Source organism: Photorhabdus thracensis, from assembly GCF_001010285.1.
Lineage (GTDB): Bacteria > Pseudomonadota > Gammaproteobacteria > Enterobacterales > Enterobacteriaceae > Photorhabdus > Photorhabdus temperata.
This window is the reverse complement of sequence record NZ_CP011104.1, coordinates 2,998,722-3,021,247: the sequence shown is the minus strand read 5'-3', so window position 1 is coordinate 3,021,247 and position 22,526 is coordinate 2,998,722. Positions and strand designations below refer to the sequence as shown.

The 22,526-nt window shown below is 50.8% G+C and carries 19 protein-coding genes and 2 pseudogenes; 8 read left to right on the top strand and 13 right to left on the bottom strand.

Annotated features, from left to right (window positions below; genetic code table 11):
- Positions 1–96: 96 nt before the first annotated feature.
- From mreD to mreB, 3 genes are all read right to left on the bottom strand, one after another.
- Entirely contained in the window at positions 97–585 is a 489-nt protein-coding gene (gene mreD / locus VY86_RS13175) for a rod shape-determining protein MreD (RefSeq protein ID WP_046975272.1), read from the bottom strand.
- Positions 585–1,619, bottom strand: a complete 1,035-nt coding sequence (mreC, locus tag VY86_RS13170; protein WP_046976868.1) for a rod shape-determining protein MreC — start codon at positions 1,617–1,619, stop codon at positions 585–587. Before mreC ends, mreD begins: the two co-directional genes overlap by 1 nt.
- Before the next feature lie 110 nt (positions 1,620–1,729).
- Positions 1,730–2,773, bottom strand: coding sequence for a rod shape-determining protein MreB (gene mreB / locus VY86_RS13165; RefSeq protein ID WP_021323550.1), 1,044 nt, complete (start codon positions 2,771–2,773; stop codon positions 1,730–1,732).
- 645 nt (positions 2,774–3,418) lie between these two features.
- Between mreB and acuI the strand changes: the two genes are divergently transcribed.
- The 4 genes from acuI to accC all read left to right on the top strand — a co-directional run bounded on the left by acuI (position 3,419) and on the right by accC (position 6,918).
- The gene (gene acuI / locus VY86_RS13160) at positions 3,419–4,396 is read left to right on the top strand and encodes an acrylyl-CoA reductase (NADPH) (RefSeq protein ID WP_046975271.1); all 978 of its coding nucleotides are present in this window, start codon (positions 3,419–3,421) and stop codon (positions 4,394–4,396) included.
- A gap of 208 nt (positions 4,397–4,604) precedes the next feature.
- Positions 4,605–5,060 carry a type II 3-dehydroquinate dehydratase gene (gene aroQ / locus VY86_RS13155; protein ID WP_046975270.1) on the top strand — a complete coding sequence of 152 codons (456 nt, stop codon included), beginning with the start codon at positions 4,605–4,607 and terminating at the stop codon, positions 5,058–5,060.
- Positions 5,061–5,085: 25 nt separating this feature from the next.
- Positions 5,086–5,556 carry an acetyl-CoA carboxylase biotin carboxyl carrier protein gene (gene accB, locus VY86_RS13150; RefSeq protein WP_046975269.1) on the top strand — a complete coding sequence of 157 codons (471 nt, stop codon included), beginning with the start codon at positions 5,086–5,088 and terminating at the stop codon, positions 5,554–5,556.
- Positions 5,557–5,568: 12 nt separating this feature from the next.
- On the top strand, positions 5,569–6,918 hold the full coding sequence (gene accC, locus VY86_RS13145; RefSeq protein WP_046975268.1) for an acetyl-CoA carboxylase biotin carboxylase subunit: 1,350 nt from the start codon (positions 5,569–5,571) through the stop codon (positions 6,916–6,918).
- Positions 6,919–8,285: 1,367 nt separating this feature from the next.
- On the opposite strand, the gene VY86_RS25915 is transcribed toward accC, so the two are convergent.
- The 5 genes and pseudogenes from VY86_RS25915 to VY86_RS13125 form a co-directional block, all read right to left on the bottom strand.
- Positions 8,286–8,357: a DUF2569 family protein gene (locus tag VY86_RS25915; RefSeq protein WP_238591673.1), complete on the bottom strand. Its 72-nt coding sequence runs from the start codon at positions 8,355–8,357 to the stop codon at positions 8,286–8,288.
- 253 nt (positions 8,358–8,610) lie between these two features.
- Positions 8,611–8,796: a hypothetical protein gene (locus tag VY86_RS13140; protein WP_046975267.1), complete on the bottom strand. Its 186-nt coding sequence runs from the start codon at positions 8,794–8,796 to the stop codon at positions 8,611–8,613.
- A 791-nt stretch (positions 8,797–9,587) separates the two neighbouring features.
- Entirely contained in the window at positions 9,588–9,719 is a 132-nt protein-coding gene (locus VY86_RS26230) for a hypothetical protein (protein WP_274521076.1), read from the bottom strand.
- Positions 9,720–9,911: 192 nt separating this feature from the next.
- Positions 9,912–11,042: a site-specific tyrosine recombinase XerC gene (gene xerC / locus VY86_RS13130; RefSeq protein ID WP_046975265.1), complete on the bottom strand. Its 1,131-nt coding sequence runs from the start codon at positions 11,040–11,042 to the stop codon at positions 9,912–9,914.
- Positions 11,029–14,332: pseudogene (locus VY86_RS13125) on the bottom strand (CHC2 zinc finger domain-containing protein). The gene xerC (VY86_RS13130) and the pseudogene VY86_RS13125 overlap by 14 nt, the downstream one beginning before the upstream one ends.
- Positions 14,333–14,433: 101 nt before the next feature.
- Between VY86_RS13125 and VY86_RS13120 the strand changes: the two are divergent.
- Both VY86_RS13120 and VY86_RS13115 read left to right on the top strand, forming a co-directional pair.
- Positions 14,434–14,820, top strand: coding sequence for a helix-turn-helix transcriptional regulator (locus tag VY86_RS13120; protein WP_011147755.1), 387 nt, complete (start codon positions 14,434–14,436; stop codon positions 14,818–14,820).
- 102 nt (positions 14,821–14,922) lie between these two features.
- On the top strand, positions 14,923–15,165 hold the full coding sequence (locus VY86_RS13115) for a SymE family type I addiction module toxin (protein WP_046975264.1): 243 nt from the start codon (positions 14,923–14,925) through the stop codon (positions 15,163–15,165).
- Positions 15,166–15,207: 42 nt separating this feature from the next.
- Here the strand turns inward: VY86_RS13115 and VY86_RS13110 are convergent, their stop codons facing one another.
- The 5 genes and pseudogenes from VY86_RS13110 to VY86_RS13085 form a co-directional block, all read right to left on the bottom strand.
- Complete coding sequence (locus VY86_RS13110) at positions 15,208–15,519, bottom strand: hypothetical protein (RefSeq protein ID WP_011147757.1); 312 nt, start codon at positions 15,517–15,519, stop codon at positions 15,208–15,210.
- The gene (locus VY86_RS23500) at positions 15,516–16,415 is read right to left on the bottom strand and encodes a hypothetical protein (protein ID WP_071881027.1); all 900 of its coding nucleotides are present in this window, start codon (positions 16,413–16,415) and stop codon (positions 15,516–15,518) included. The genes VY86_RS13110 and VY86_RS23500 overlap by 4 nt, the downstream gene beginning before the upstream one ends.
- 522 nt (positions 16,416–16,937) lie before the next feature.
- Positions 16,938–17,069: a hypothetical protein gene (locus tag VY86_RS26225; RefSeq protein WP_274521076.1), complete on the bottom strand. Its 132-nt coding sequence runs from the start codon at positions 17,067–17,069 to the stop codon at positions 16,938–16,940.
- A gap of 192 nt (positions 17,070–17,261) precedes the next feature.
- Positions 17,262–18,392 carry a site-specific tyrosine recombinase XerC gene (gene xerC / locus VY86_RS13090; RefSeq protein WP_046975265.1) on the bottom strand — a complete coding sequence of 377 codons (1,131 nt, stop codon included), beginning with the start codon at positions 18,390–18,392 and terminating at the stop codon, positions 17,262–17,264.
- Positions 18,379–21,682, bottom strand: a pseudogene (locus VY86_RS13085) (CHC2 zinc finger domain-containing protein). Before VY86_RS13085 ends, xerC (VY86_RS13090) begins: the two are co-directional and overlap by 14 nt.
- 101 nt (positions 21,683–21,783) lie before the next feature.
- On the opposite strand from VY86_RS13085, the gene VY86_RS13080 reads away from it, so the two are divergent.
- Both VY86_RS13080 and VY86_RS13075 read left to right on the top strand, forming a co-directional pair.
- The gene (locus tag VY86_RS13080; protein ID WP_011147755.1) at positions 21,784–22,170 is read left to right on the top strand and encodes a helix-turn-helix transcriptional regulator; all 387 of its coding nucleotides are present in this window, start codon (positions 21,784–21,786) and stop codon (positions 22,168–22,170) included.
- 102 nt (positions 22,171–22,272) lie between these two features.
- Positions 22,273–22,515 (top strand): SymE family type I addiction module toxin, encoded by a 243-nt coding sequence (locus VY86_RS13075; RefSeq protein WP_046975264.1) that lies wholly within the window; start codon positions 22,273–22,275, stop codon positions 22,513–22,515.
- Positions 22,516–22,526 lie beyond the last annotated feature (11 nt).

The window sequence follows — 22,526 nt, the reverse complement described above, 5'->3', positions numbered from 1 at the left end:
TCCATATCCACGATTTTATCGGCAAGAGTTGCCTCTGCAATAACGTTTACCGGAATAAGCGCTTAGTCAGGACATTAAAAAACCGCGCTCCAACCACTAATGTACATTAAATTGACGACGGATTTTTCGCATTAACAGGAATAACCACGGCCAAAGAATACCATTGACCAAACTGTTCCAGAATATTTCTGGATGAAAAGCAACATTTGATAACAAAAATTCGGCCCAAAAAACACTGATATCCATCAGCACCGATAAAGCAACGACGACCAAAGCCTGCTGCCAAAGTGCCATATTACGGAATAATTGAAACTTAAATGACACCAAATAGCTAACAAGACTGTAAGCTAAGGCGTTGACACCCAGTGTTGCTCCCTGAATCAGATCTATGATAATCCCCAATATAAAGCCCGTACCAACACTGACCCTGTGAGGTAATGCCATCACCCAGTAAATAAGTAACAGTGCCGACCAGGTAGGCCGGTACATATAAATTTGCTCCGGCCACGGCATAATTTGCAGCACCATCGCAATCAAGAAAGATAACCAAATGATCCAACGCCCATGACTCCGGTATTGATTCATTAACGATTTCCCGCATTTATAAATTTAGCAGACGTTACTGCTGGTTCAGAATTTTCCACTCTTCCTGTCGTTTTGGTTATTTCATTAGAAACAGAAGACGGCGCTGGCGGCCCCATTTCATTTGCATGCGGCAATACCTGAGGCATCATCTGCATTAAACGCTCGTTAGCTACACGATAAACTTCTGATGGAGGCAATGGTTCGGATGGGTTATTATCTGCCCCCCACAATAACAGCAAATAACGCAAACGCTGTAATTCTGCGGTTGGCCGAGCCTGAATCACAGTATAGGCCCGCTGATTATCGACTTTAACTGACGATACCACAGCTACCGGATACCCCTCCGGGAAACGGCCACCTAACCCAGAAGTGACCAGTACATCACCAACCCGAATATCGGTATTACTGGGTAATGACTCAAATTGCAAATCATCAGCACAGCCTGCACCCGCAACAATAGCCCTGATGTCATTACGTAAAACCTGGATTGGCAAAGCATGGGTCGTATCACAAATCAGTAATACCCGGCTGGTAAACTGGCTGACAGCAACAACCTGACCAACAATGCCTTTATCACTGATAACAGGTTGCCCTTCATAAACGCCTTCTCTTGATCCCTTATCAATAACCACCTGATCACTATAAGGATTAGCCTTACCGGAAATCACCTGTGTCACCATCATGTGTTCATCCTGACGCAAAGGTGATCCCAACAGTTCACGCAAGCGGGAATTTTCCTGTTTAAGTTGCCCTAATAGCAGCATATCACTGTTTTTAATCAATAATTCTTGGCGTAAGGCACGATTTTCCAATTGCAGTTGTTCGCGGGAGGCAAGCGTTTCTGATACACCATCAAGTACTTGACGCGGGCCATTGGCAAGAAAATAAAATGGACTGACCACCGTATCCATATAGTTACGGACTTTATTGAGAGCATCAAGGCGGCTGTCTGCCACAACCAGAGTAATGGCAACAATAACAGCGAAGAAAAGTCGTAATTGCAGGGAAGGCCCCCTGCTAAAAATTGGCTTCATAAGCTGCGCTATTCCAAACTGTGCTGTTTCATAAACAATGGAATTCCCAGACAGCAATAGCAAGGAGGTCTGATCTACCCGTCATTCCTCCCTCACTTGCAAGTTAATACTCACTCCTCGCTGAAGAGCTCACCACCATGCATGTCGATCATTTCAAGCGCTTTTCCACCACCACGGGCGACACATGTCAACGGATCCTCCGCAACAATGACCGGAATACCGGTTTCTTCTATCAGTAAGCGATCAAGATTACGCAGTAGTGCGCCACCACCAGTCAGGATCATGCCACGTTCTGAAATATCGGAAGCCAATTCTGGCGGGCACTGTTCAAGAGCGACCATGACAGCGCTGACAATACCCGTTAACGGTTCTTGCAAAGCTTCAAGAATTTCGTTGGAGTTAAGAGTAAAACCACGCGGTACGCCTTCAGCCAAATTACGGCCACGAACTTCAATCTCCAGCATTTCATCGCCAGGATAGGCTGAACCGATAGTATGTTTAATACGTTCAGCAGTCGCTTCACCAATTAGCGCACCATAATTACGGCGGACATAGTTGATAATAGCCTCATCAAACCGGTCACCACCAATGCGTACAGATGATGAATAAACAACGCCATTCAGAGAGATAACCGCGACTTCTGTAGTACCGCCGCCGATATCCACAACCATAGAACCTGTTGCTTCAGAAACAGGCAGGCCGGCACCGATAGCCGCCGCCATAGGCTCTTCAATCAAAAACACTTCGCGGGCTCCGGCGCTGAGCGCGGATTCACGGATTGCACGGCGTTCAACCTGAGTTGCACCAACTGGCACACAAACCAAAACTCGCGGACTTGGGCGCATAAAACTGTTGCTATGAACTTGTTTAATAAAGTGTTGCAGCATTTTCTCTGTAACATAAAAATCAGCAATCACGCCATCTTTCATCGGACGAATCGCCGCGATATTACCCGGTGTACGACCCAGCATTTGCTTTGCTTCCTGCCCAACGGCAGCAACACTTTTCGATGAACCTGCACGATCCTGACGGATTGCGACTACAGAAGGTTCATTCAATACAATACCCTGACCTTTGACATAAATAAGGGTATTGGCGGTACCCAAGTCAATAGACAAGTCGTTGGAAAACATGCCACGAAATTTTTTAAACATAGCGAAAGGATAATCCTGCAAGCTGGGGACGGAACAAAACCCGTCTACTCTACCAACCACATGAAGCAGGGACAAGGCGCATAAACACCTGCTTCAATAAAAAAGTGGCTACGTTATTCATATCAACAACGTAATATTCTACGTTACTTTTTCCAAACGGAGCAGAAAAAAACTGCATAAAAATGGGTTAATTTTACCAATTGTTCCATAACAAAGTGCAGGAACCACCCGGTTTTGCATAATTCAGCGTTATAGCGCTACCGTTACCGTCACAGCCGATCCACCTATCTCTATTTTGACCAGTCGCTATTGCTGTAAGTTCACATATCATCGACTCTTCTGCTCACTATTTCCGATAGTTAACTGTCAGTATCAGTCTGTGTAGCGAACAAACTAATGATGTAATAAATTGCGACCAAAACACAGTATTTCCTGCTAAGAAATAATAAAAAACAGAACTTTCTAAAATAGCTTGCTATATACTGATACTGAAACCTAACACTGACATCACAGGAAAAATGCGAACAGATTCTGTTTTATAATCCATCAATACTTTATTTTTTCTTATCTTCTTTTATGTAAACTGCCAATTTTTATCTATTCTTATTTAATAACAAAATTTCTTACAGAGAACGGAACAATCTAATGAAAGCTCTGCTACTTAAGCAACAACAGAATCAACTATCAGCATCCATAGAAGAAGTTGATGCTTCTCACCTTCCCGTGGGAGACGTTACCGTTGATATTCACTGGTCAACCCTAAACTATAAAGATGCATTAGCAATCACAGGCAAAGGGAAAATTGTCCGCCAATTCCCAATGATACCGGGTATTGATTTCTCTGGGATTGTGCACAGTACAGAAGATCCTCGTTTTCATATCGGCCAGCATGTACTGTTAACCGGCTGGGGAGTAGGAGAAAATCATTGGGGTGGCCTGGCAGAACAAGCCAGAGTTTCAGGAGAATGGCTGACACCTTTACCAACCGGTTTGAATAGCAGGCAGGCAATGATCATTGGTACTGCCGGCTTTACCGCAATGCTGTGTGTTATCGCGCTGGAACAAGGCGGAGTTAAACCAGAAAGTGGTGATGTTATTGTAACCGGCGCCAGCGGCGGTGTAGGAAGTACTGCGATAATGCTTCTTTCACAACTTGGCTATTCTGTTGTTGCCGTTAGCGGCAGACAGGAAAATCACGAATATTTGTTATCCCTTGGAGCAAAAAAAGTTTTGCCACGTAATGAATTTAGCCAACCACCCCGCCCATTAGAAAAACAGCTTTGGGCTGGAGCAATTGATACTGTAGGCGGTAATTTACTGGCAACAATACTAGCTCAAACTCACTATAACGGTACCGTTGCAGCCTGTGGGCTTGCCGGTAGTGCAGATCTGCCAACAACAGTCATGCCATTTATTTTACGGAACATACGTTTGCAAGGCGTAGAATCTGTCACGGTTCCATCCACCAAGCGATCTGCGGTGTGGCAACGCTTACAAAAACTACTGCCCGCTTATTTTTACCAACAGGCAACGACTGAGATAACACTGGACCAAACCGTGGAATACGCAAATAAATTGATAGCTAACCAGGTTACAGGACGTACATTGGTAAGAATTAGTTAAGAATTGTGACTAGCCTCTAAAGTACAATGGCTTTATTCTTGACATTTTCTCTGATAAGACCAGTATTTAGCTGCTAAATGCTACGATATCATTATAATGTCGGGCTTTATCGCCGAAATGAACTTGTGGCTGTTTTAAAAAGATGACAAATCATTAATATAGGATTATGTTGGGCAATTGTTGACAAATTGCCGGAGATACCAGCACAATGGCAGACAAATTTCACATTTTACTCCTTAACGGCCCTAACCTGAATATGTTAGGAACCAGGGAGCCTGATATCTATGGCAACTTAACGCTCGACGATATCGTCAGCAAATTGTCTGAAGAGGCCTATCAATTAGGAGTTAAATTCAGTCACCTGCAATCCAATGCAGAGTTTGAGCTGATAAATAGAATTCATTCTGCACAGGGTAATACTGATTTTATTTTAATTAACCCTGCTGCATTCACGCATACCAGCGTGGCACTGCGTGATGCACTGTTGACGGTAAAGATCCCATTTATTGAGATCCACCTCTCCAATGTTCACGCGCGCGAGCCATTTCGTCATCACTCATATCTTTCAGATCTTGCTGTTGGTGTAATCTGCGGTTTAGGGGTAGATGGCTATAGCTTTGCATTACAGGCAGCGGTAAACCGCTTGCAAAACTCAACTAAATGAAACAGAAGAGTACGGAATCACACTCATGGATATTCGTAAGATAAAAAAACTGATCGAGCTGGTTGAAGAATCTGGCATTTCTGAACTGGAAATTTCTGAAGGGGAAGAGTCAGTGCGCATCAGCCGCGCATTAGCCCCCCAGAGTTTTCCGGCAGCTCAACAATATATTCCCGTTCAAGCTCAACAACCTGCTCTGGCTAACGCTGTTGCTCCTTCTCAGGCTCTGCCGGAAACAATCAGCGAAAGATCAGCAGCAATCAGCGGTCACATTGTTCGTTCTCCAATGGTGGGGACCTTCTACCGTACACCCAGCCCAGATGCGAAACCATTTGTCGAAGTCGGTCAACCTGTCAATGTAGGTGACACCCTCTGCATCGTTGAAGCCATGAAAATGATGAACCAGATTGAAGCCGACAAAGCGGGTGTAGTTAAAGCCATTCTTATGGAAAACGGTCAAGCCGTTGAATTTGACGAGCCATTGGTCGTCATCGAATAACGAGGCGTTCCCATGCTTGATAAAATTGTAATTGCTAACCGTGGTGAAATCGCCCTGCGTATCCTGCGAGCTTGTAAAGAGTTGGGGATTAAAACCGTTGCGGTACATTCATCTGCGGATCGTGACTTAAAACACGTGCTGTTGGCAGACGAAACTATCTGTATTGGCCCGGCAGCTTCTGCAAAAAGCTATCTGAATATCCCAGCGATTATTTCTGCGGCAGAAATCACCGGTGCAGTAGCCATTCACCCCGGCTACGGTTTCTTGTCTGAAAACGCAGATTTTGCTGAACAAGTTGAACGTTCCGGCTTTATTTTTATTGGCCCAAGAGCAGAAACGATCCGCCTGATGGGTGATAAAGTTTCCGCTATTAATGCGATGAAAAAAGCAGGCGTTCCTTGTGTACCTGGCTCTGATGGTCCGTTATCTGATGATACAGAGAAAAACAAAGCCATTGTTAAACGCATCGGCTATCCAGTGATCATTAAAGCATCCGGTGGCGGCGGTGGTCGCGGTATGCGCGTCGTCCGCAGTGATAAAGATCTGGAACAATCAATCAATATGACCCGTGCGGAAGCAAAAGCTGCTTTCAACAACGATATGGTTTACATGGAAAAATTCCTTGAAAACCCGCGTCATATTGAAATCCAGGTACTGGCCGATGGTCAGGGTCAAGCAATTTATTTGGCTGAACGTGATTGCTCTATGCAACGCCGTCACCAGAAAGTGGTTGAAGAAGCTCCTGCACCAGGCATCACGCCAGAAATGCGCCGCAGCATTGGTGAACGCTGCTCCAACGCATGTATTGAAATTGGCTATCGCGGCGCCGGTACTTTCGAATTCCTGTATGAAAACGGCGAATTCTATTTCATTGAAATGAACACCCGTATTCAGGTTGAGCATCCAGTGACAGAAATGATTACCGGTGTTGATCTGATTAAAGAACAATTGCGGATTGCCGCCGGTATGCCACTTTCAATTAAGCAGAAAGACGTTGTTGTTCGTGGTCACGCCATTGAGTGTCGCATCAACGCCGAAGATCCGCACACTTTCCTGCCAAGCCCAGGTAAAATTACCCGCTTCCACTCAGCGGGTGGATTTGGCGTACGTTGGGAATCGCATATTTATGCCGGCTACACCGTACCACCTTACTATGATTCCATGATTGGTAAGCTGATTACTTACGGTGAAAATCGTGATAACGCCATTGCCCGCATGAAAAATGCATTGGCAGAACTGATCATTGATGGCATCAAGACAAATATCGAGCTGCAACAGACGATTATGAATGATGAAAACTTCCAGAATGGTGGCACCAATATTCACTATCTGGAGAAAAAACTGGGATTACAGGAAACGTAAAACTGGTTTAATAACATCAACATATCTTTAAGGAGCGTTTAAACGCTCCTTAAATTGCTGATTTTTAACGTCTTGATTATCATTGTCAGATGGATTTTAACGTTGTTTTTACTGTCTTTAACCTTGCGGTTTATTGCTTTTTATTAACTCCGCAGAGCCCGATTCTCTCAAGTTAAATCATGTGGATTATCCTTTTTCGTGCCATTTAAAAGCAAAGGATTATAGAAACTTTCACTCACTCAAGTAGAAATTAAATATGCTTTATCTGAAAAATGATAAAACAGCAGTTAAAAAAAGCCATTTTTGTTTGTCTGCTTGGTTTTAAAATCTGGAAAAAATGGCAAGCGTATCATGAAAAAACAGGTAAAAACTTTAATCAATAAAGATAAAAACAAGTGATTAAGGATTTTTTAAAGCGGGTAAAAAACTTGATGCTATTATTAACATTGGAAGAGAAAACCCCCGTAAAAACGGGTTTTAGATAACAGAACAACAGCGTTAATCCAAAAGGGTATGAGATTATATCAAAACATTTAACAGGATTAACCGCATTAAGCAAGTTTTCTCAAATAAACGATTTTACATGACTGTAGAAATTTTACGTAAAATCATAGACAACCATTAAATAAAACCGATAAACCTTTAAACTAATTGGATTAACAACGAAAAAAGAATAAAAAAATTTATTTAATCGCATTAAAAACAATTAAATAAATAGGTGTTAATCTTAAAGTCATTAGCATACCGGTTATCCCCTCTGGTTTTAAATCTAGAAAATCAAATACAAGAAAAGGAAAAAACTCAGTGTCAGTTTAATGAAAATGGTGAAATTAACTATAGATTAGAAAATAGAAAAAACCATTAGATTTAAAAAAACTGCTCAGTGAAAACTATTTATTAAATGAGAATTGTTTTACTTATGATCACCTTTTTAACATAGTTCATTCTTTCTTTTCACTTGTATTTCCCTTTTTGGGCAATCGAAAGCGCCTTTTTATCGGTGATTAACTTCGCTATTCGTCAGCTATAGGGTTAAAATAATCCCCCCTTTAATGCCAGATTTGAAAAAGGTACAGAATGACTAAAAACGGCCTATTCTCTGCTATGTTTAATTCATTTATATTTATCGGCAATACTCTCCTTCGCTTATTTTATTTACTGACCATTTAAAAACGCGAATACAGAGAGATTAAAGCTTTTATATAAGAGGCTGATTTATGAAGATAAAAAATGCAGGACAGGATTCCATTTTTCGAAAAATGAGATCTCGCCCTGCATTCGCCAATCCGTTATTCTCCACAAAGATAACTTCTTTTTTGAATGAATATTGGTTATAAATTATTTAAAAAACAACCTATTCCCAATAATTATCTTATAAATGTTCTTTTAACCCGAATAGATACAATAAAGTAAGGTATCCATATGCATGCACAAAACACATTTCTAAAAAGTAGAGAAAGATTATTATAATCCAGTTTTATCCCATATATTTAATAACCCAACATTAAGTCAGTGATTACAAATAACAAAGTAAAAACTAAAAGGATAATGTAAAGTAAAGGTGTTTTTTCTTTTTCAGCTCTTTCTCTTCACATCTGGCACAAAAATCTGATTCATGTAATGCCGGGTTTTCACACTGAATACATTTCATAAAATTTCTCCAAATAGCAATCCAAAGACTGGATATTAATTTCATTTACGTGAGTTGTACTGGCGGTAGTATATAAACCAGAATTCTATACCACCAATAGTCACTCCCATCGTTCCTACTTTTAAACAAAGCAAGAAATCTTCTTGAATAAAAGCAAAATCTCCTTTGACCTCTGTATATTTAAGTAAACCAAGATTAATTTCGGGCTCCAGTTGCCAGTTATTCATTTACCTATAGTATCTGTACTAGAGGTAATATATTTACCTGCGCCAATCAAGCTGGTTGTCATTGCAGCTTCGGAGAATAAAAGCCATACAAGAGCGCTCCCCACTGCGGCCACCATTGTCTGGTAGGAAATAAGTGTATTACCGCTACAGGCTTTCTGAATTTCAGATTACTTATCCGTTCGCCATTCATTAAGGGTGCCTTTCTTATTCTCTTCCGTCGCCGCAAGTATATTTGCCATTGAGTTATTTTCAATAACAACGCATTCCATTGTAAAGTTGACCGCCGGACGCCGATTTTCCTAATGCCCTCAGTCAGTTACACCCCATTTTTCCAATGTGCGTTCACCGCCGAACCCAAAACTCCCTGACGCGCTTTTCGTACCCGAAGGCCGGTTTTTCCCGCCGTGCCATTGTCAGTGTAGCGCCTTTTTCGGCAACGGGCGAACGGCGCCCAACTTGTTTGGGCGGCGGGTGCCCGTTCTGCGGGCGCGGGCGGCAGAGAGCCCGCAAGCGGCGCCCCTGCGACGCTCTGAGGCATGGGCGTTTCAGACCAGGCTCGGCTTTGCATGACCTCGCTGGGTTCAGGGAAGCCCCCGGGGGCTGCACGGGGCGGAGATGGCGAGCACGGGAACGAGCAACGGAGCGCAGCGCAGTGCGAGCCGCGCGCAGCCAGTGCAGCAGGGTTGGGGCGGGGGACGTAAATTAGCGGAGGCCGCAGGCCGACCTGCCTTCAGGGGGGGCCAACGGTTGCAGGGCAGCTAAAGAAGAACTTGGGGTTGCCGATGGCCGGCTCAGACGCTGACAGCAGAAGGCGCAGCCTTGTGCGCCACACCCGCCAATGCTGACCCGCGGGGGCGCAAGACATAATGCCAATTATACGCATTAAGCCGCTCATCAATGCTCAGGCGGTTGCCCGGGCTCACCGGCGCAGTGCGTATAATTCCCCCGCATTATGTTGAATAGGCGTTGGGCGGCCTGGACCGGCTTAACGGGGACGCTCGTGGTTGAGCCGCCTGACGACTATTTACCCCCGCGTGCGCCGATGCTGACGGGCAGTCCGGCCACGGTCTGCCCCCACACCGAACCCGCCCAACTCAACGGGGGCGTACGGACGGTCAGCGGCTATCGGGGGTTGAGGTCGGCTCTGAACTGTCCGGCGGCGTGTCCGTGTCGGCGTTATCGTCGGCGTACAGGTCGGCCAGTAAACCCACTTCATCGGCGTCGCTGACTTTTTCGTCGGCCATTTGCTCCGCCGGGTGGGTGCTGGCGTGCACCGCCTGCAAGGCCCGGATAGAGACCTGCGTATACACCTGGGTGGATTCCACGCTGGCATGGCCTAACATGGCCTGTATCCAGCGCAGGTCCGCTCCGTTCTCCAGCATCTGCGTCGCCATCGCGTGCCGGAACAGGTGGCAGGCACCTTTTTTCTCGATGCCGGCGGCCCGGATATAACCGCTCACGGCATTCGTGATACCGTTCGGCTGCAACCCGTCGAGACCGTCCATTGCCACGAACAGCGACTGGATGTCCGGGGTGACCAGCAGTTGCGGGCGAACCTGCTGCTGATAGAACTGGAGCCAGTTTAAGGCCCGTTCGCCGAGGGGCAATACCCGGTCTTTATTCCCCTTGCCCTGCCGGATGGTCACCGTTTTGCGTGACCCGTCAATGCTGTAGATATCGAGCCGGGCCACTTCACTGCGCCGTATTCCCGTTGACCAGAGCAGCTCCATCAGGGCCCGGTCGCGTGCGCCCTGCAACGTATTTGGGTCAGGCAGCGACAGGATATGCTCGATTTCATCAATGCTCAGGATATACTTTGGCAGCCGTTTTTCTTCCCGCGGCAACTCAATGTCCGCTGCCGGGTTCGCCAGTATCAGGTTCTGTTTCGTCAGCCATTTGAACCACACCTGTAACGGCTGCAACTGCGTGCGCTGGGTGCGGATGCTTAGCGGCTCTCCGTTGGTCTTACGGTATTGATACAGATAACGCTGGTAACGCTCCAGTATTGGCCGCGTGATATCCGCGGCATAGTACAGGCCCCGTTCCGTGGCCCACAGGATAAAGCGATAGGTGTGATGAGTCTGTACTTTCAGCGTGGTTTCCGACCAGTTCCGCTCCTGCCGCCAGGCCACAAAGCGCAGCAGCAACGCATACAGGCTCTTCGGGTCATGTGCCGGCCCCACAGGCTGGCGGTAGACGTCATCGACGGTCAGAAGACTTCCTTTGCGCGGTTTACGGTTTGCCATGATTGACCTCCGGTTGAGATTGAGGGGCGGGCGCAGACAAGGGGCGCGTTTTCTTTTTTCCTTTTATCACTGGGTCTTCCGTTACCCCGACTTGCGGCACGTTGAACCCGTGTTCTGCCTGCCCGGATGGGGATTTTTTTACCCCAGACTTGACCCTAACTTGACCCAGACTTGCGTTCATTTAAGTCAGACTTGCTCTCCTGACCTGTCGGGACGGCTGCCGGCGTTTTATCCCTGTCGGGCACGGGCAATGCGTCTCCGTGATTATTTTCCCTGATAACTGCGTTTTCATCTGCCCGGACTTGTGCACCCGCAGAACCTTGTGCTGTCTGGGCTGACGCGGGTTTTTCTTCCCCAGACTTAGACCAGACTTGCCCCAGACTTAGGGAAGACTTGCCACCTTCCGGGTCAGACTTGCGTTCACTGCCGGCGGTTTCTGAGTCCGGTTCTCCGACATCCAGCAGGCCGCACAAGTGCGCCGCGCCGTTGTCTTCCCCGTCCCACAGCAGTTCATAATGCAACAGGTGCCCCCGGCTGCCGCCATGCGACAGCAGGTATTCCATTTCGGTGAGACGCTGGCAATGATTCTTAAGCTGGCTGTCGCTCCAGTGGGTAAAGGCGCGGATATCCCGCCGGGTAAAGCGCACTTCGTTTGGCTGGCAGTGCTGGATTTGCGCCTGTTCGTTCACCATCGCCTGTATCAGCAGTAACAGCTTACGCGTCTGCGGCGGCATTTCATCCAGCGTGCGCCCCAGCACGTCATGCGCCAGCTGGTTAGCCAGGGCAATGTCGTCTTGGGTGACTTCGAGATATTCGATGACTTGCCCGCGGTGGGTGGTTTTCTTCACTTCACGTTGATACTGGTGCAGTAAGGCAATGGCCTGTATCAGCGTCAGGTATTTCATATGGTCGCGCCGCATCCGGGTTTTGTCTGACAGGAACGTCAGTTGATGGGCGTAAGGATTGACCACTTTCAGCGGCCTTAACAGGCGCTGGGCGTTCTGGTGTAACTGCGTCAGATAGCCTTTCTCCGAGTCAGCCAGCAACCCGGCCAGCGTCTGGCGGTGTCGCTGCATGGCGTGGATAGCCTGCGTCTGCTCGCGCGATTCGTTGACCGTCAGCACCAGACAGCGGTTCAGCAGCTCTTCATCCACATCAATGGCCGTCGTCGTTAACATCAGCATCACCGGTCCCTGCACCTTGTATTCCCGCGTCACCAGTTCGCCGCTCTGTTCGTTCTTGCCGGTACTGGCGATTTTTAGCTCGCCGTCGGACTGTAACAGTTTCAGGGCATAGGCCGCCTGCCGCACGCCTTCTTCTTCGGCTATCGCCAGTATTTTGTGTTGCAGGCTGGTTTCTCCCAGATAGTAGAGGCTCTGCCCGGTCATTGCCGAGTACTGGATACGCTCCTCTTCCGGCATCAGGTTCAGCACCGCCTCCATCAGGGAAGATTTCCCTGCCGCCGAGCTGCTTTGTATCAGCACGGCCAGCGGTTTATCGAGTTTGCGCGAGACTGCCGCCAGATACCCGGTCAGCAGATTGGTGGATTCGCCGACCACCCCGCAGGCGGCCATGTCGTGGATAATTTGTTCTGTTAAGTTCGGTGATGTCAGCAACGCCAGCGCGGCGGCTTCATCTTCTGCGCTGACCGTGACGGCCGTTGTCCCTGCGGCTTCGGCATCGGCCTGCTGTTGCGCATCCTGTTGCTGCTCCAGCATCAGCAAGACCCGCCCGGCTTCGCGTTTGATGACCGACAGCTCGCATTCCAGCTCTCGCGCCGCCGTGCTGATGTAGTTCTGACGATGCCGCGCGTGATACATGTCCAGCGTATCCACATGGAACAGGCCGGACGTTTCATCCCGCACCTGCACATTGACTTTCATTACATCGGGCACCGGCGATTTTTTCATCCCCCGTATCCGCCAGACCCGGGGTCCGCTTTTCATCAGCAGTTCACCGGACGCCGTGCGCTCGCAGGGCACTTGTGCAACGGTCAGCTCTGGCGGGGCGGCTAAAGAAGAGGATTCAGCCACACCGGCACTTTGGGGTTTTTCCGTCATATCTGACGAGACGGGCCGCTCATGACTGAACACCGCACCTGGTGCCGTTCCCTGTCCCAGCCAGACCGCCTGTTGCAGAGCCAGCCCCAGCGCATGTTCGGCGTTGCCACTTTTGACGGCATAGTCATTGACATCCATGCCCGGCGGGAACTGCACCCGCCACGCCTCGATACCGGCTTCCAGTAAATCAGCGGCTACATTAGCCGCGCCACGGTCTCCGGCCTCATCGCGGTCAAAGGCAATCAGCACCCGTTTCACGCCGTGATACTGCAAAGCGTCGAGATGCTCACGGTTAAACCCGTTCACCCCGAACGCGGCGATCACGTTGCGGAACCCGGCACACCAGAACGTCATGGCATCGATCAGCGCTTCGCACAGGATAATTTCATTTGACGCCTGCATCGCCGATTCATTCCAGACCCCGGCTAGCGGTGACGGCAGATACAGATGCTTCGGGCTGTCTTTCAGCACTTTGTAATCCGGCTGGGTTCGGCGGCCATACAGTTGCAGCACCCGCCCGCGGCTGGCCACGCTGGCCGATTCGGCCCAGCCGATCACCGGTACAACGACGCAGCCCCGGAAGTGGTCCTGCCGGGTGGTCGTACGCAACACGCCCAGCCCCGACAGCTTGTCGCGCAGTTGCTGGCCTTCCTGACTGCTCTTGGACGGTAATAAGCCCGCTGAACCGCCGATCCCGTGATGGCCCGCGCACCCCAGCTTAAAGTGACTCACCAGTTCAGGATGATGCAGCCCGCGTTTTTCCAGCCAGGCTTTGGCTTCCGGTGACGCCAGTAAGTTCTGATGATAAAAATCAATCACCTGATGCAACAGCGCCTGCCCGTCATCGTCCAGGTCGGCCAGTTTCGGGCGCGGCAGGGGTGCAGCCTGTAATTCCGGCGGGGCGGCTAAAGAAGAAGCGGCCACAACCGCATTGTCCATGTCCGGCAGCCCGGCCAGCTCCCGCAGCCGGCGGATACCGATTTTCAACGTCACGCCTTCCGTTTGTATCACCCAGTCCAGCACCGACCCCGCTGCGCCACAGCCAAAGCAGTGATACAGGTTCTTAGCCGGCGATATCACCATTGAGGGCGTTTTCTCGTTATGGAACGGACAGCGCAGCACATAATCCTCACCGCGTTTTTTCATCGAACGGCCTTGCTTACGCGCCAGCCCCAGCAACGAGACGGTTTGCTTTAAGTGGGCTAAATCGGTATCGGGAATGCGGGCCATGGATTACCTCCTGTAAAAACCTGTCAATAGACATTGTAGTAGCATAAATATGAGACTATAATATAGCCATTGAGTCAAGCAGTTTAAAAGGAGGGCTTACAATGCACATCTCATTACCACACTGGATTTGTGAGGAAGATATGCAACTGTTTGCTACACGGCTAAAGGAAGCCAGAGAAGCCCGCAAGATGACACAAGCAAGATTAGCTGAGCTGCTCAACGTTGATCGCCGGGTTTATAACCGTTGGGAACGCGGCGCTTCCGTTCCTCAACTGGATGCCGTGGTCAGGATCGCTCAGGTATTACAAAGTAGTCTGGATTCACTTGTCGGACTGGAACCCATGACACCGCCACAGATACATAATCCGCGTTTACAGGCGCTTGTGATGCAGATGGATTCATTATCAGATGAAGATCAGCAGGCGCTGATTGTGTTGATGGACAGTTTGCTTAAACGTTCGAAGATGACGCAGTTACTGACATCGTAGAAAGAATTTGCTACAGGAAAGACGATTTTTATTTAGTGCAGCATTACCAGACGGCCATCCGGTAACGCTGCTAACCGTAGGCAACTAACAGGAGTAGTTACCATGGCTAACCGCGATTGTAATGCAGATTTAGCGATTTCAAAAGCCCGGCGCAGCTATAAGGTGGGGTATACCAGTACCCGCCACGAAGACCGCAGCACGGGCATGACCCGTTATTACAGTCAGCATCCCAGCTTGCATCTTAAAGGCAACTGGCTGGAAGAAGCGGGCTTTTCCACCGGGCAGCCGGTGCAGGTCAGTGTTGAGCACGGACAGTTGATTATCCGGCTCGTCGAGAACGGCTAACCGCTAAAGGGGAGATCCCAGCGCTTGGGCTGGGATCTGGGGTTAGCAAAAATCTTGTTCTATTCTGCCTTCCGATTTCAATGTTTCTAAAAAACATTGATAAGCAACTGGATCTGCTTCTAACAGGTCATCTAATATATTTTTTTCAATGAGTGGCTTGTAAAATATGCCATTTTCAAAGAAAACAAAATCACCAGATAACGATGACTCTATAATTTCTACTTCCTCTGCGTTATAACTAAGCAGCCCGTCATAACCTTTAGCAAAACCGTAAAAGTATGTTTTTTCTCCGAACCAATATATGGCAAAAACTTCAATAATTTTTTCTGATTTGAACTTTTTTATTTTCATCATTTTTTATCCGTGATTGAAGGCTTAGGTTGGATTTCAGGCCGTTTAGGAGTTGTAATCTTCATATCATAAGCCTTACCAGTAGTTGAGTTATATTGATAATGGATGGTGATATTTGAACCGTCTGGTAACTCATGTGTAACTTGCATTTTCTGGAATCCTGCATCAGTAGGGAAACGAGGATCTTTATTCATTCCTCTAAGTGGATCACCTGAAGATGGGTTAGCTTTAACTTGGTTCCATAAAATCTGCTCATTCAGATCCCTTGGCGCTGCAACTTGTTGCCCCGGTTTCGCGGTAGATATCTTTTCAGCATTTTTGATAAGCTGTTGATGATAAATAGTATTAGCCGATTTATCACCCAGATTCGTTGTGCCTTGACTGTTTTTCCCAATCTTTTCCAGCGCCGCTTTCTCTGTATTAACAACCGCGCCTGTGCTTCCTTTTGTTGTTGGCGATGATTTCGGCCCTTTGCTGCCCTCAACAATAACAGGCAACGTCATCGCCATCGCCGCGGCAGTCTCCTGACTCATGCCCATTGCTTCAAAGCGTTTTGTCCAGCCGAGTTCGCCTACCTTGCCTGTAGCCGCCTGACCTAACGTATTCACCGCCGACAGGTAATTTCTGAACTCAACTGGCAATGTGCCATCCCGGTCCATATTTTTGAGGGTCCGCTCAAACACCGGCCACTGATCAACCAGATAACCATACTTCTGTGCGCACTGGTTCGGGTTGCTGTTGCAAAAATCCATCATGTCCTGCTGATTGCGGATATTAGTCTCTACCATATCCTTGATCACTTGTTTGCAGCTTTCGCCTTCACAGGTGCGGGCTTGGTGCGCAAAACTGTCCAGCTCATTCACGCTCAGATAGTTATTCTCAATAACAACGCATTCCATTGTAAAGTTGACCGCCGGACGCCGATTTTCCTAATGCCCTCAGTCAGTTACACCCCATTTTTCCAATGTGCGTTCACCGCCGAACCCAAAACTCCCTGACGCGCTTTTCGTACCCGAAGGCCGGTTTTTCCCGCCGTGCCATTGTCAGTGTAGCGCCTTTTTCGGCAACGGGCGAACGGCGCCCAACTTGTTTGGGCGGCGGGTGCCCGTTCTGCGGGCGCGGGCGGCAGAGAGCCCGCAAGCGGCGCCCCTGCGACGCTCTGAGGCATGGGCGTTTCAGACCAGGCTCGGCTTTGCATGACCTCGCTGGGTTCAGGGAAGCCCCCGGGGGCTGCACGGGGCGGAGATGGCGAGCACGGGAACGAGCAACGGAGCGCAGCGCAGTGCGAGCCGCGCGCAGCCAGTGCAGCAGGGTTGGGGCGGGGGACGTAAATTAGCGGAGGCCGCAGGCCGACCTGCCTTCAGGGGGGGCCAACGGTTGCAGGGCAGCTAAAGAAGAACTTGGGGTTGCCGATGGCCGGCTCAGACGCTGACAGCAGAAGGCGCAGCCTTGTGCGCCACACCCGCCAATGCTGACCCGCGGGGGCGCAAGACATAATGCCAATTATACGCATTAAGCCGCTCATCAATGCTCAGGCGGTTGCCCGGGCTCACCGGCGCAGTGCGTATAATTCCCCCGCATTATGTTGAATAGGCGTTGGGCGGCCTGGACCGGCTTAACGGGGACGCTCGTGGTTGAGCCGCCTGACGACTATTTACCCCCGCGTGCGCCGATGCTGACGGGCAGTCCGGCCACGGTCTGCCCCCACACCGAACCCGCCCAACTCAACGGGGGCGTACGGACGGTCAGCGGCTATCGGGGGTTGAGGTCGGCTCTGAACTGTCCGGCGGCGTGTCCGTGTCGGCGTTATCGTCGGCGTACAGGTCGGCCAGTAAACCCACTTCATCGGCGTCGCTGACTTTTTCGTCGGCCATTTGCTCCGCCGGGTGGGTGCTGGCGTGCACCGCCTGCAAGGCCCGGATAGAGACCTGCGTATACACCTGGGTGGATTCCACGCTGGCATGGCCTAACATGGCCTGTATCCAGCGCAGGTCCGCTCCGTTCTCCAGCATCTGCGTCGCCATCGCGTGCCGGAACAGGTGGCAGGCACCTTTTTTCTCGATGCCGGCGGCCCGGATATAACCGCTCACGGCATTCGTGATACCGTTCGGCTGCAACCCGTCGAGACCGTCCATTGCCACGAACAGCGACTGGATGTCCGGGGTGACCAGCAGTTGCGGGCGAACCTGCTGCTGATAGAACTGGAGCCAGTTTAAGGCCCGTTCGCCGAGGGGCAATACCCGGTCTTTATTCCCCTTGCCCTGCCGGATGGTCACCGTTTTGCGTGACCCGTCAATGCTGTAGATATCGAGCCGGGCCACTTCACTGCGCCGTATTCCCGTTGACCAGAGCAGCTCCATCAGGGCCCGGTCGCGTGCGCCCTGCAACGTATTTGGGTCAGGCAGCGACAGGATATGCTCGATTTCATCAATGCTCAGGATATACTTTGGCAGCCGTTTTTCTTCCCGCGGCAACTCAATGTCCGCTGCCGGGTTCGCCAGTATCAGGTTCTGTTTCGTCAGCCATTTGAACCACACCTGTAACGGCTGCAACTGCGTGCGCTGGGTGCGGATGCTTAGCGGCTCTCCGTTGGTCTTACGGTATTGATACAGATAACGCTGGTAACGCTCCAGTATTGGCCGCGTGATATCCGCGGCATAGTACAGGCCCCGTTCCGTGGCCCACAGGATAAAGCGATAGGTGTGATGAGTCTGTACTTTCAGCGTGGTTTCCGACCAGTTCCGCTCCTGCCGCCAGGCCACAAAGCGCAGCAGCAACGCATACAGGCTCTTCGGGTCATGTGCCGGCCCCACAGGCTGGCGGTAGACGTCATCGACGGTCAGAAGACTTCCTTTGCGCGGTTTACGGTTTGCCATGATTGACCTCCGGTTGAGATTGAGGGGCGGGCGCAGACAAGGGGCGCGTTTTCTTTTTTCCTTTTATCACTGGGTCTTCCGTTACCCCGACTTGCGGCACGTTGAACCCGTGTTCTGCCTGCCCGGATGGGGATTTTTTTACCCCAGACTTGACCCTAACTTGACCCAGACTTGCGTTCATTTAAGTCAGACTTGCTCTCCTGACCTGTCGGGACGGCTGCCGGCGTTTTATCCCTGTCGGGCACGGGCAATGCGTCTCCGTGATTATTTTCCCTGATAACTGCGTTTTCATCTGCCCGGACTTGTGCACCCGCAGAACCTTGTGCTGTCTGGGCTGACGCGGGTTTTTCTTCCCCAGACTTAGACCAGACTTGCCCCAGACTTAGGGAAGACTTGCCACCTTCCGGGTCAGACTTGCGTTCACTGCCGGCGGTTTCTGAGTCCGGTTCTCCGACATCCAGCAGGCCGCACAAGTGCGCCGCGCCGTTGTCTTCCCCGTCCCACAGCAGTTCATAATGCAACAGGTGCCCCCGGCTGCCGCCATGCGACAGCAGGTATTCCATTTCGGTGAGACGCTGGCAATGATTCTTAAGCTGGCTGTCGCTCCAGTGGGTAAAGGCGCGGATATCCCGCCGGGTAAAGCGCACTTCGTTTGGCTGGCAGTGCTGGATTTGCGCCTGTTCGTTCACCATCGCCTGTATCAGCAGTAACAGCTTACGCGTCTGCGGCGGCATTTCATCCAGCGTGCGCCCCAGCACGTCATGCGCCAGCTGGTTAGCCAGGGCAATGTCGTCTTGGGTGACTTCGAGATATTCGATGACTTGCCCGCGGTGGGTGGTTTTCTTCACTTCACGTTGATACTGGTGCAGTAAGGCAATGGCCTGTATCAGCGTCAGGTATTTCATATGGTCGCGCCGCATCCGGGTTTTGTCTGACAGGAACGTCAGTTGATGGGCGTAAGGATTGACCACTTTCAGCGGCCTTAACAGGCGCTGGGCGTTCTGGTGTAACTGCGTCAGATAGCCTTTCTCCGAGTCAGCCAGCAACCCGGCCAGCGTCTGGCGGTGTCGCTGCATGGCGTGGATAGCCTGCGTCTGCTCGCGCGATTCGTTGACCGTCAGCACCAGACAGCGGTTCAGCAGCTCTTCATCCACATCAATGGCCGTCGTCGTTAACATCAGCATCACCGGTCCCTGCACCTTGTATTCCCGCGTCACCAGTTCGCCGCTCTGTTCGTTCTTGCCGGTACTGGCGATTTTTAGCTCGCCGTCGGACTGTAACAGTTTCAGGGCATAGGCCGCCTGCCGCACGCCTTCTTCTTCGGCTATCGCCAGTATTTTGTGTTGCAGGCTGGTTTCTCCCAGATAGTAGAGGCTCTGCCCGGTCATTGCCGAGTACTGGATACGCTCCTCTTCCGGCATCAGGTTCAGCACCGCCTCCATCAGGGAAGATTTCCCTGCCGCCGAGCTGCTTTGTATCAGCACGGCCAGCGGTTTATCGAGTTTGCGCGAGACTGCCGCCAGATACCCGGTCAGCAGATTGGTGGATTCGCCGACCACCCCGCAGGCGGCCATGTCGTGGATAATTTGTTCTGTTAAGTTCGGTGATGTCAGCAACGCCAGCGCGGCGGCTTCATCTTCTGCGCTGACCGTGACGGCCGTTGTCCCTGCGGCTTCGGCATCGGCCTGCTGTTGCGCATCCTGTTGCTGCTCCAGCATCAGCAAGACCCGCCCGGCTTCGCGTTTGATGACCGACAGCTCGCATTCCAGCTCTCGCGCCGCCGTGCTGATGTAGTTCTGACGATGCCGCGCGTGATACATGTCCAGCGTATCCACATGGAACAGGCCGGACGTTTCATCCCGCACCTGCACATTGACTTTCATTACATCGGGCACCGGCGATTTTTTCATCCCCCGTATCCGCCAGACCCGGGGTCCGCTTTTCATCAGCAGTTCACCGGACGCCGTGCGCTCGCAGGGCACTTGTGCAACGGTCAGCTCTGGCGGGGCGGCTAAAGAAGAGGATTCAGCCACACCGGCACTTTGGGGTTTTTCCGTCATATCTGACGAGACGGGCCGCTCATGACTGAACACCGCACCTGGTGCCGTTCCCTGTCCCAGCCAGACCGCCTGTTGCAGAGCCAGCCCCAGCGCATGTTCGGCGTTGCCACTTTTGACGGCATAGTCATTGACATCCATGCCCGGCGGGAACTGCACCCGCCACGCCTCGATACCGGCTTCCAGTAAATCAGCGGCTACATTAGCCGCGCCACGGTCTCCGGCCTCATCGCGGTCAAAGGCAATCAGCACCCGTTTCACGCCGTGATACTGCAAAGCGTCGAGATGCTCACGGTTAAACCCGTTCACCCCGAACGCGGCGATCACGTTGCGGAACCCGGCACACCAGAACGTCATGGCATCGATCAGCGCTTCGCACAGGATAATTTCATTTGACGCCTGCATCGCCGATTCATTCCAGACCCCGGCTAGCGGTGACGGCAGATACAGATGCTTCGGGCTGTCTTTCAGCACTTTGTAATCCGGCTGGGTTCGGCGGCCATACAGTTGCAGCACCCGCCCGCGGCTGGCCACGCTGGCCGATTCGGCCCAGCCGATCACCGGTACAACGACGCAGCCCCGGAAGTGGTCCTGCCGGGTGGTCGTACGCAACACGCCCAGCCCCGACAGCTTGTCGCGCAGTTGCTGGCCTTCCTGACTGCTCTTGGACGGTAATAAGCCCGCTGAACCGCCGATCCCGTGATGGCCCGCGCACCCCAGCTTAAAGTGACTCACCAGTTCAGGATGATGCAGCCCGCGTTTTTCCAGCCAGGCTTTGGCTTCCGGTGACGCCAGTAAGTTCTGATGATAAAAATCAATCACCTGATGCAACAGCGCCTGCCCGTCATCGTCCAGGTCGGCCAGTTTCGGGCGCGGCAGGGGTGCAGCCTGTAATTCCGGCGGGGCGGCTAAAGAAGAAGCGGCCACAACCGCATTGTCCATGTCCGGCAGCCCGGCCAGCTCCCGCAGCCGGCGGATACCGATTTTCAACGTCACGCCTTCCGTTTGTATCACCCAGTCCAGCACCGACCCCGCTGCGCCACAGCCAAAGCAGTGATACAGGTTCTTAGCCGGCGATATCACCATTGAGGGCGTTTTCTCGTTATGGAACGGACAGCGCAGCACATAATCCTCACCGCGTTTTTTCATCGAACGGCCTTGCTTACGCGCCAGCCCCAGCAACGAGACGGTTTGCTTTAAGTGGGCTAAATCGGTATCGGGAATGCGGGCCATGGATTACCTCCTGTAAAAACCTGTCAATAGACATTGTAGTAGCATAAATATGAGACTATAATATAGCCATTGAGTCAAGCAGTTTAAAAGGAGGGCTTACAATGCACATCTCATTACCACACTGGATTTGTGAGGAAGATATGCAACTGTTTGCTACACGGCTAAAGGAAGCCAGAGAAGCCCGCAAGATGACACAAGCAAGATTAGCTGAGCTGCTCAACGTTGATCGCCGGGTTTATAACCGTTGGGAACGCGGCGCTTCCGTTCCTCAACTGGATGCCGTGGTCAGGATCGCTCAGGTATTACAAAGTAGTCTGGATTCACTTGTCGGACTGGAACCCATGACACCGCCACAGATACATAATCCGCGTTTACAGGCGCTTGTGATGCAGATGGATTCATTATCAGATGAAGATCAGCAGGCGCTGATTGTGTTGATGGACAGTTTGCTTAAACGTTCGAAGATGACGCAGTTACTGACATCGTAGAAAGAATTTGCTACAGGAAAGACGATTTTTATTTAGTGCAGCATTACCAGACGGCCATCCGGTAACGCTGCTAACCGTAGGCAACTAACAGGAGTAGTTACCATGGCTAACCGCGATTGTAATGCAGATTTAGCGATTTCAAAAGCCCGGCGCAGCTATAAGGTGGGGTATACCAGTACCCGCCACGAAGACCGCAGCACGGGCATGACCCGTTATTACAGTCAGCATCCCAGCTTGCATCTTAAAGGCAACTGGCTGGAAGAAGCGGGCTTTTCCACCGGGCAGCCGGTGCAGGTCAGTGTTGAGCACGGACAGTTGATTATCCGGCTCGTCGAGAACGGCTAACCGCTAAAGGG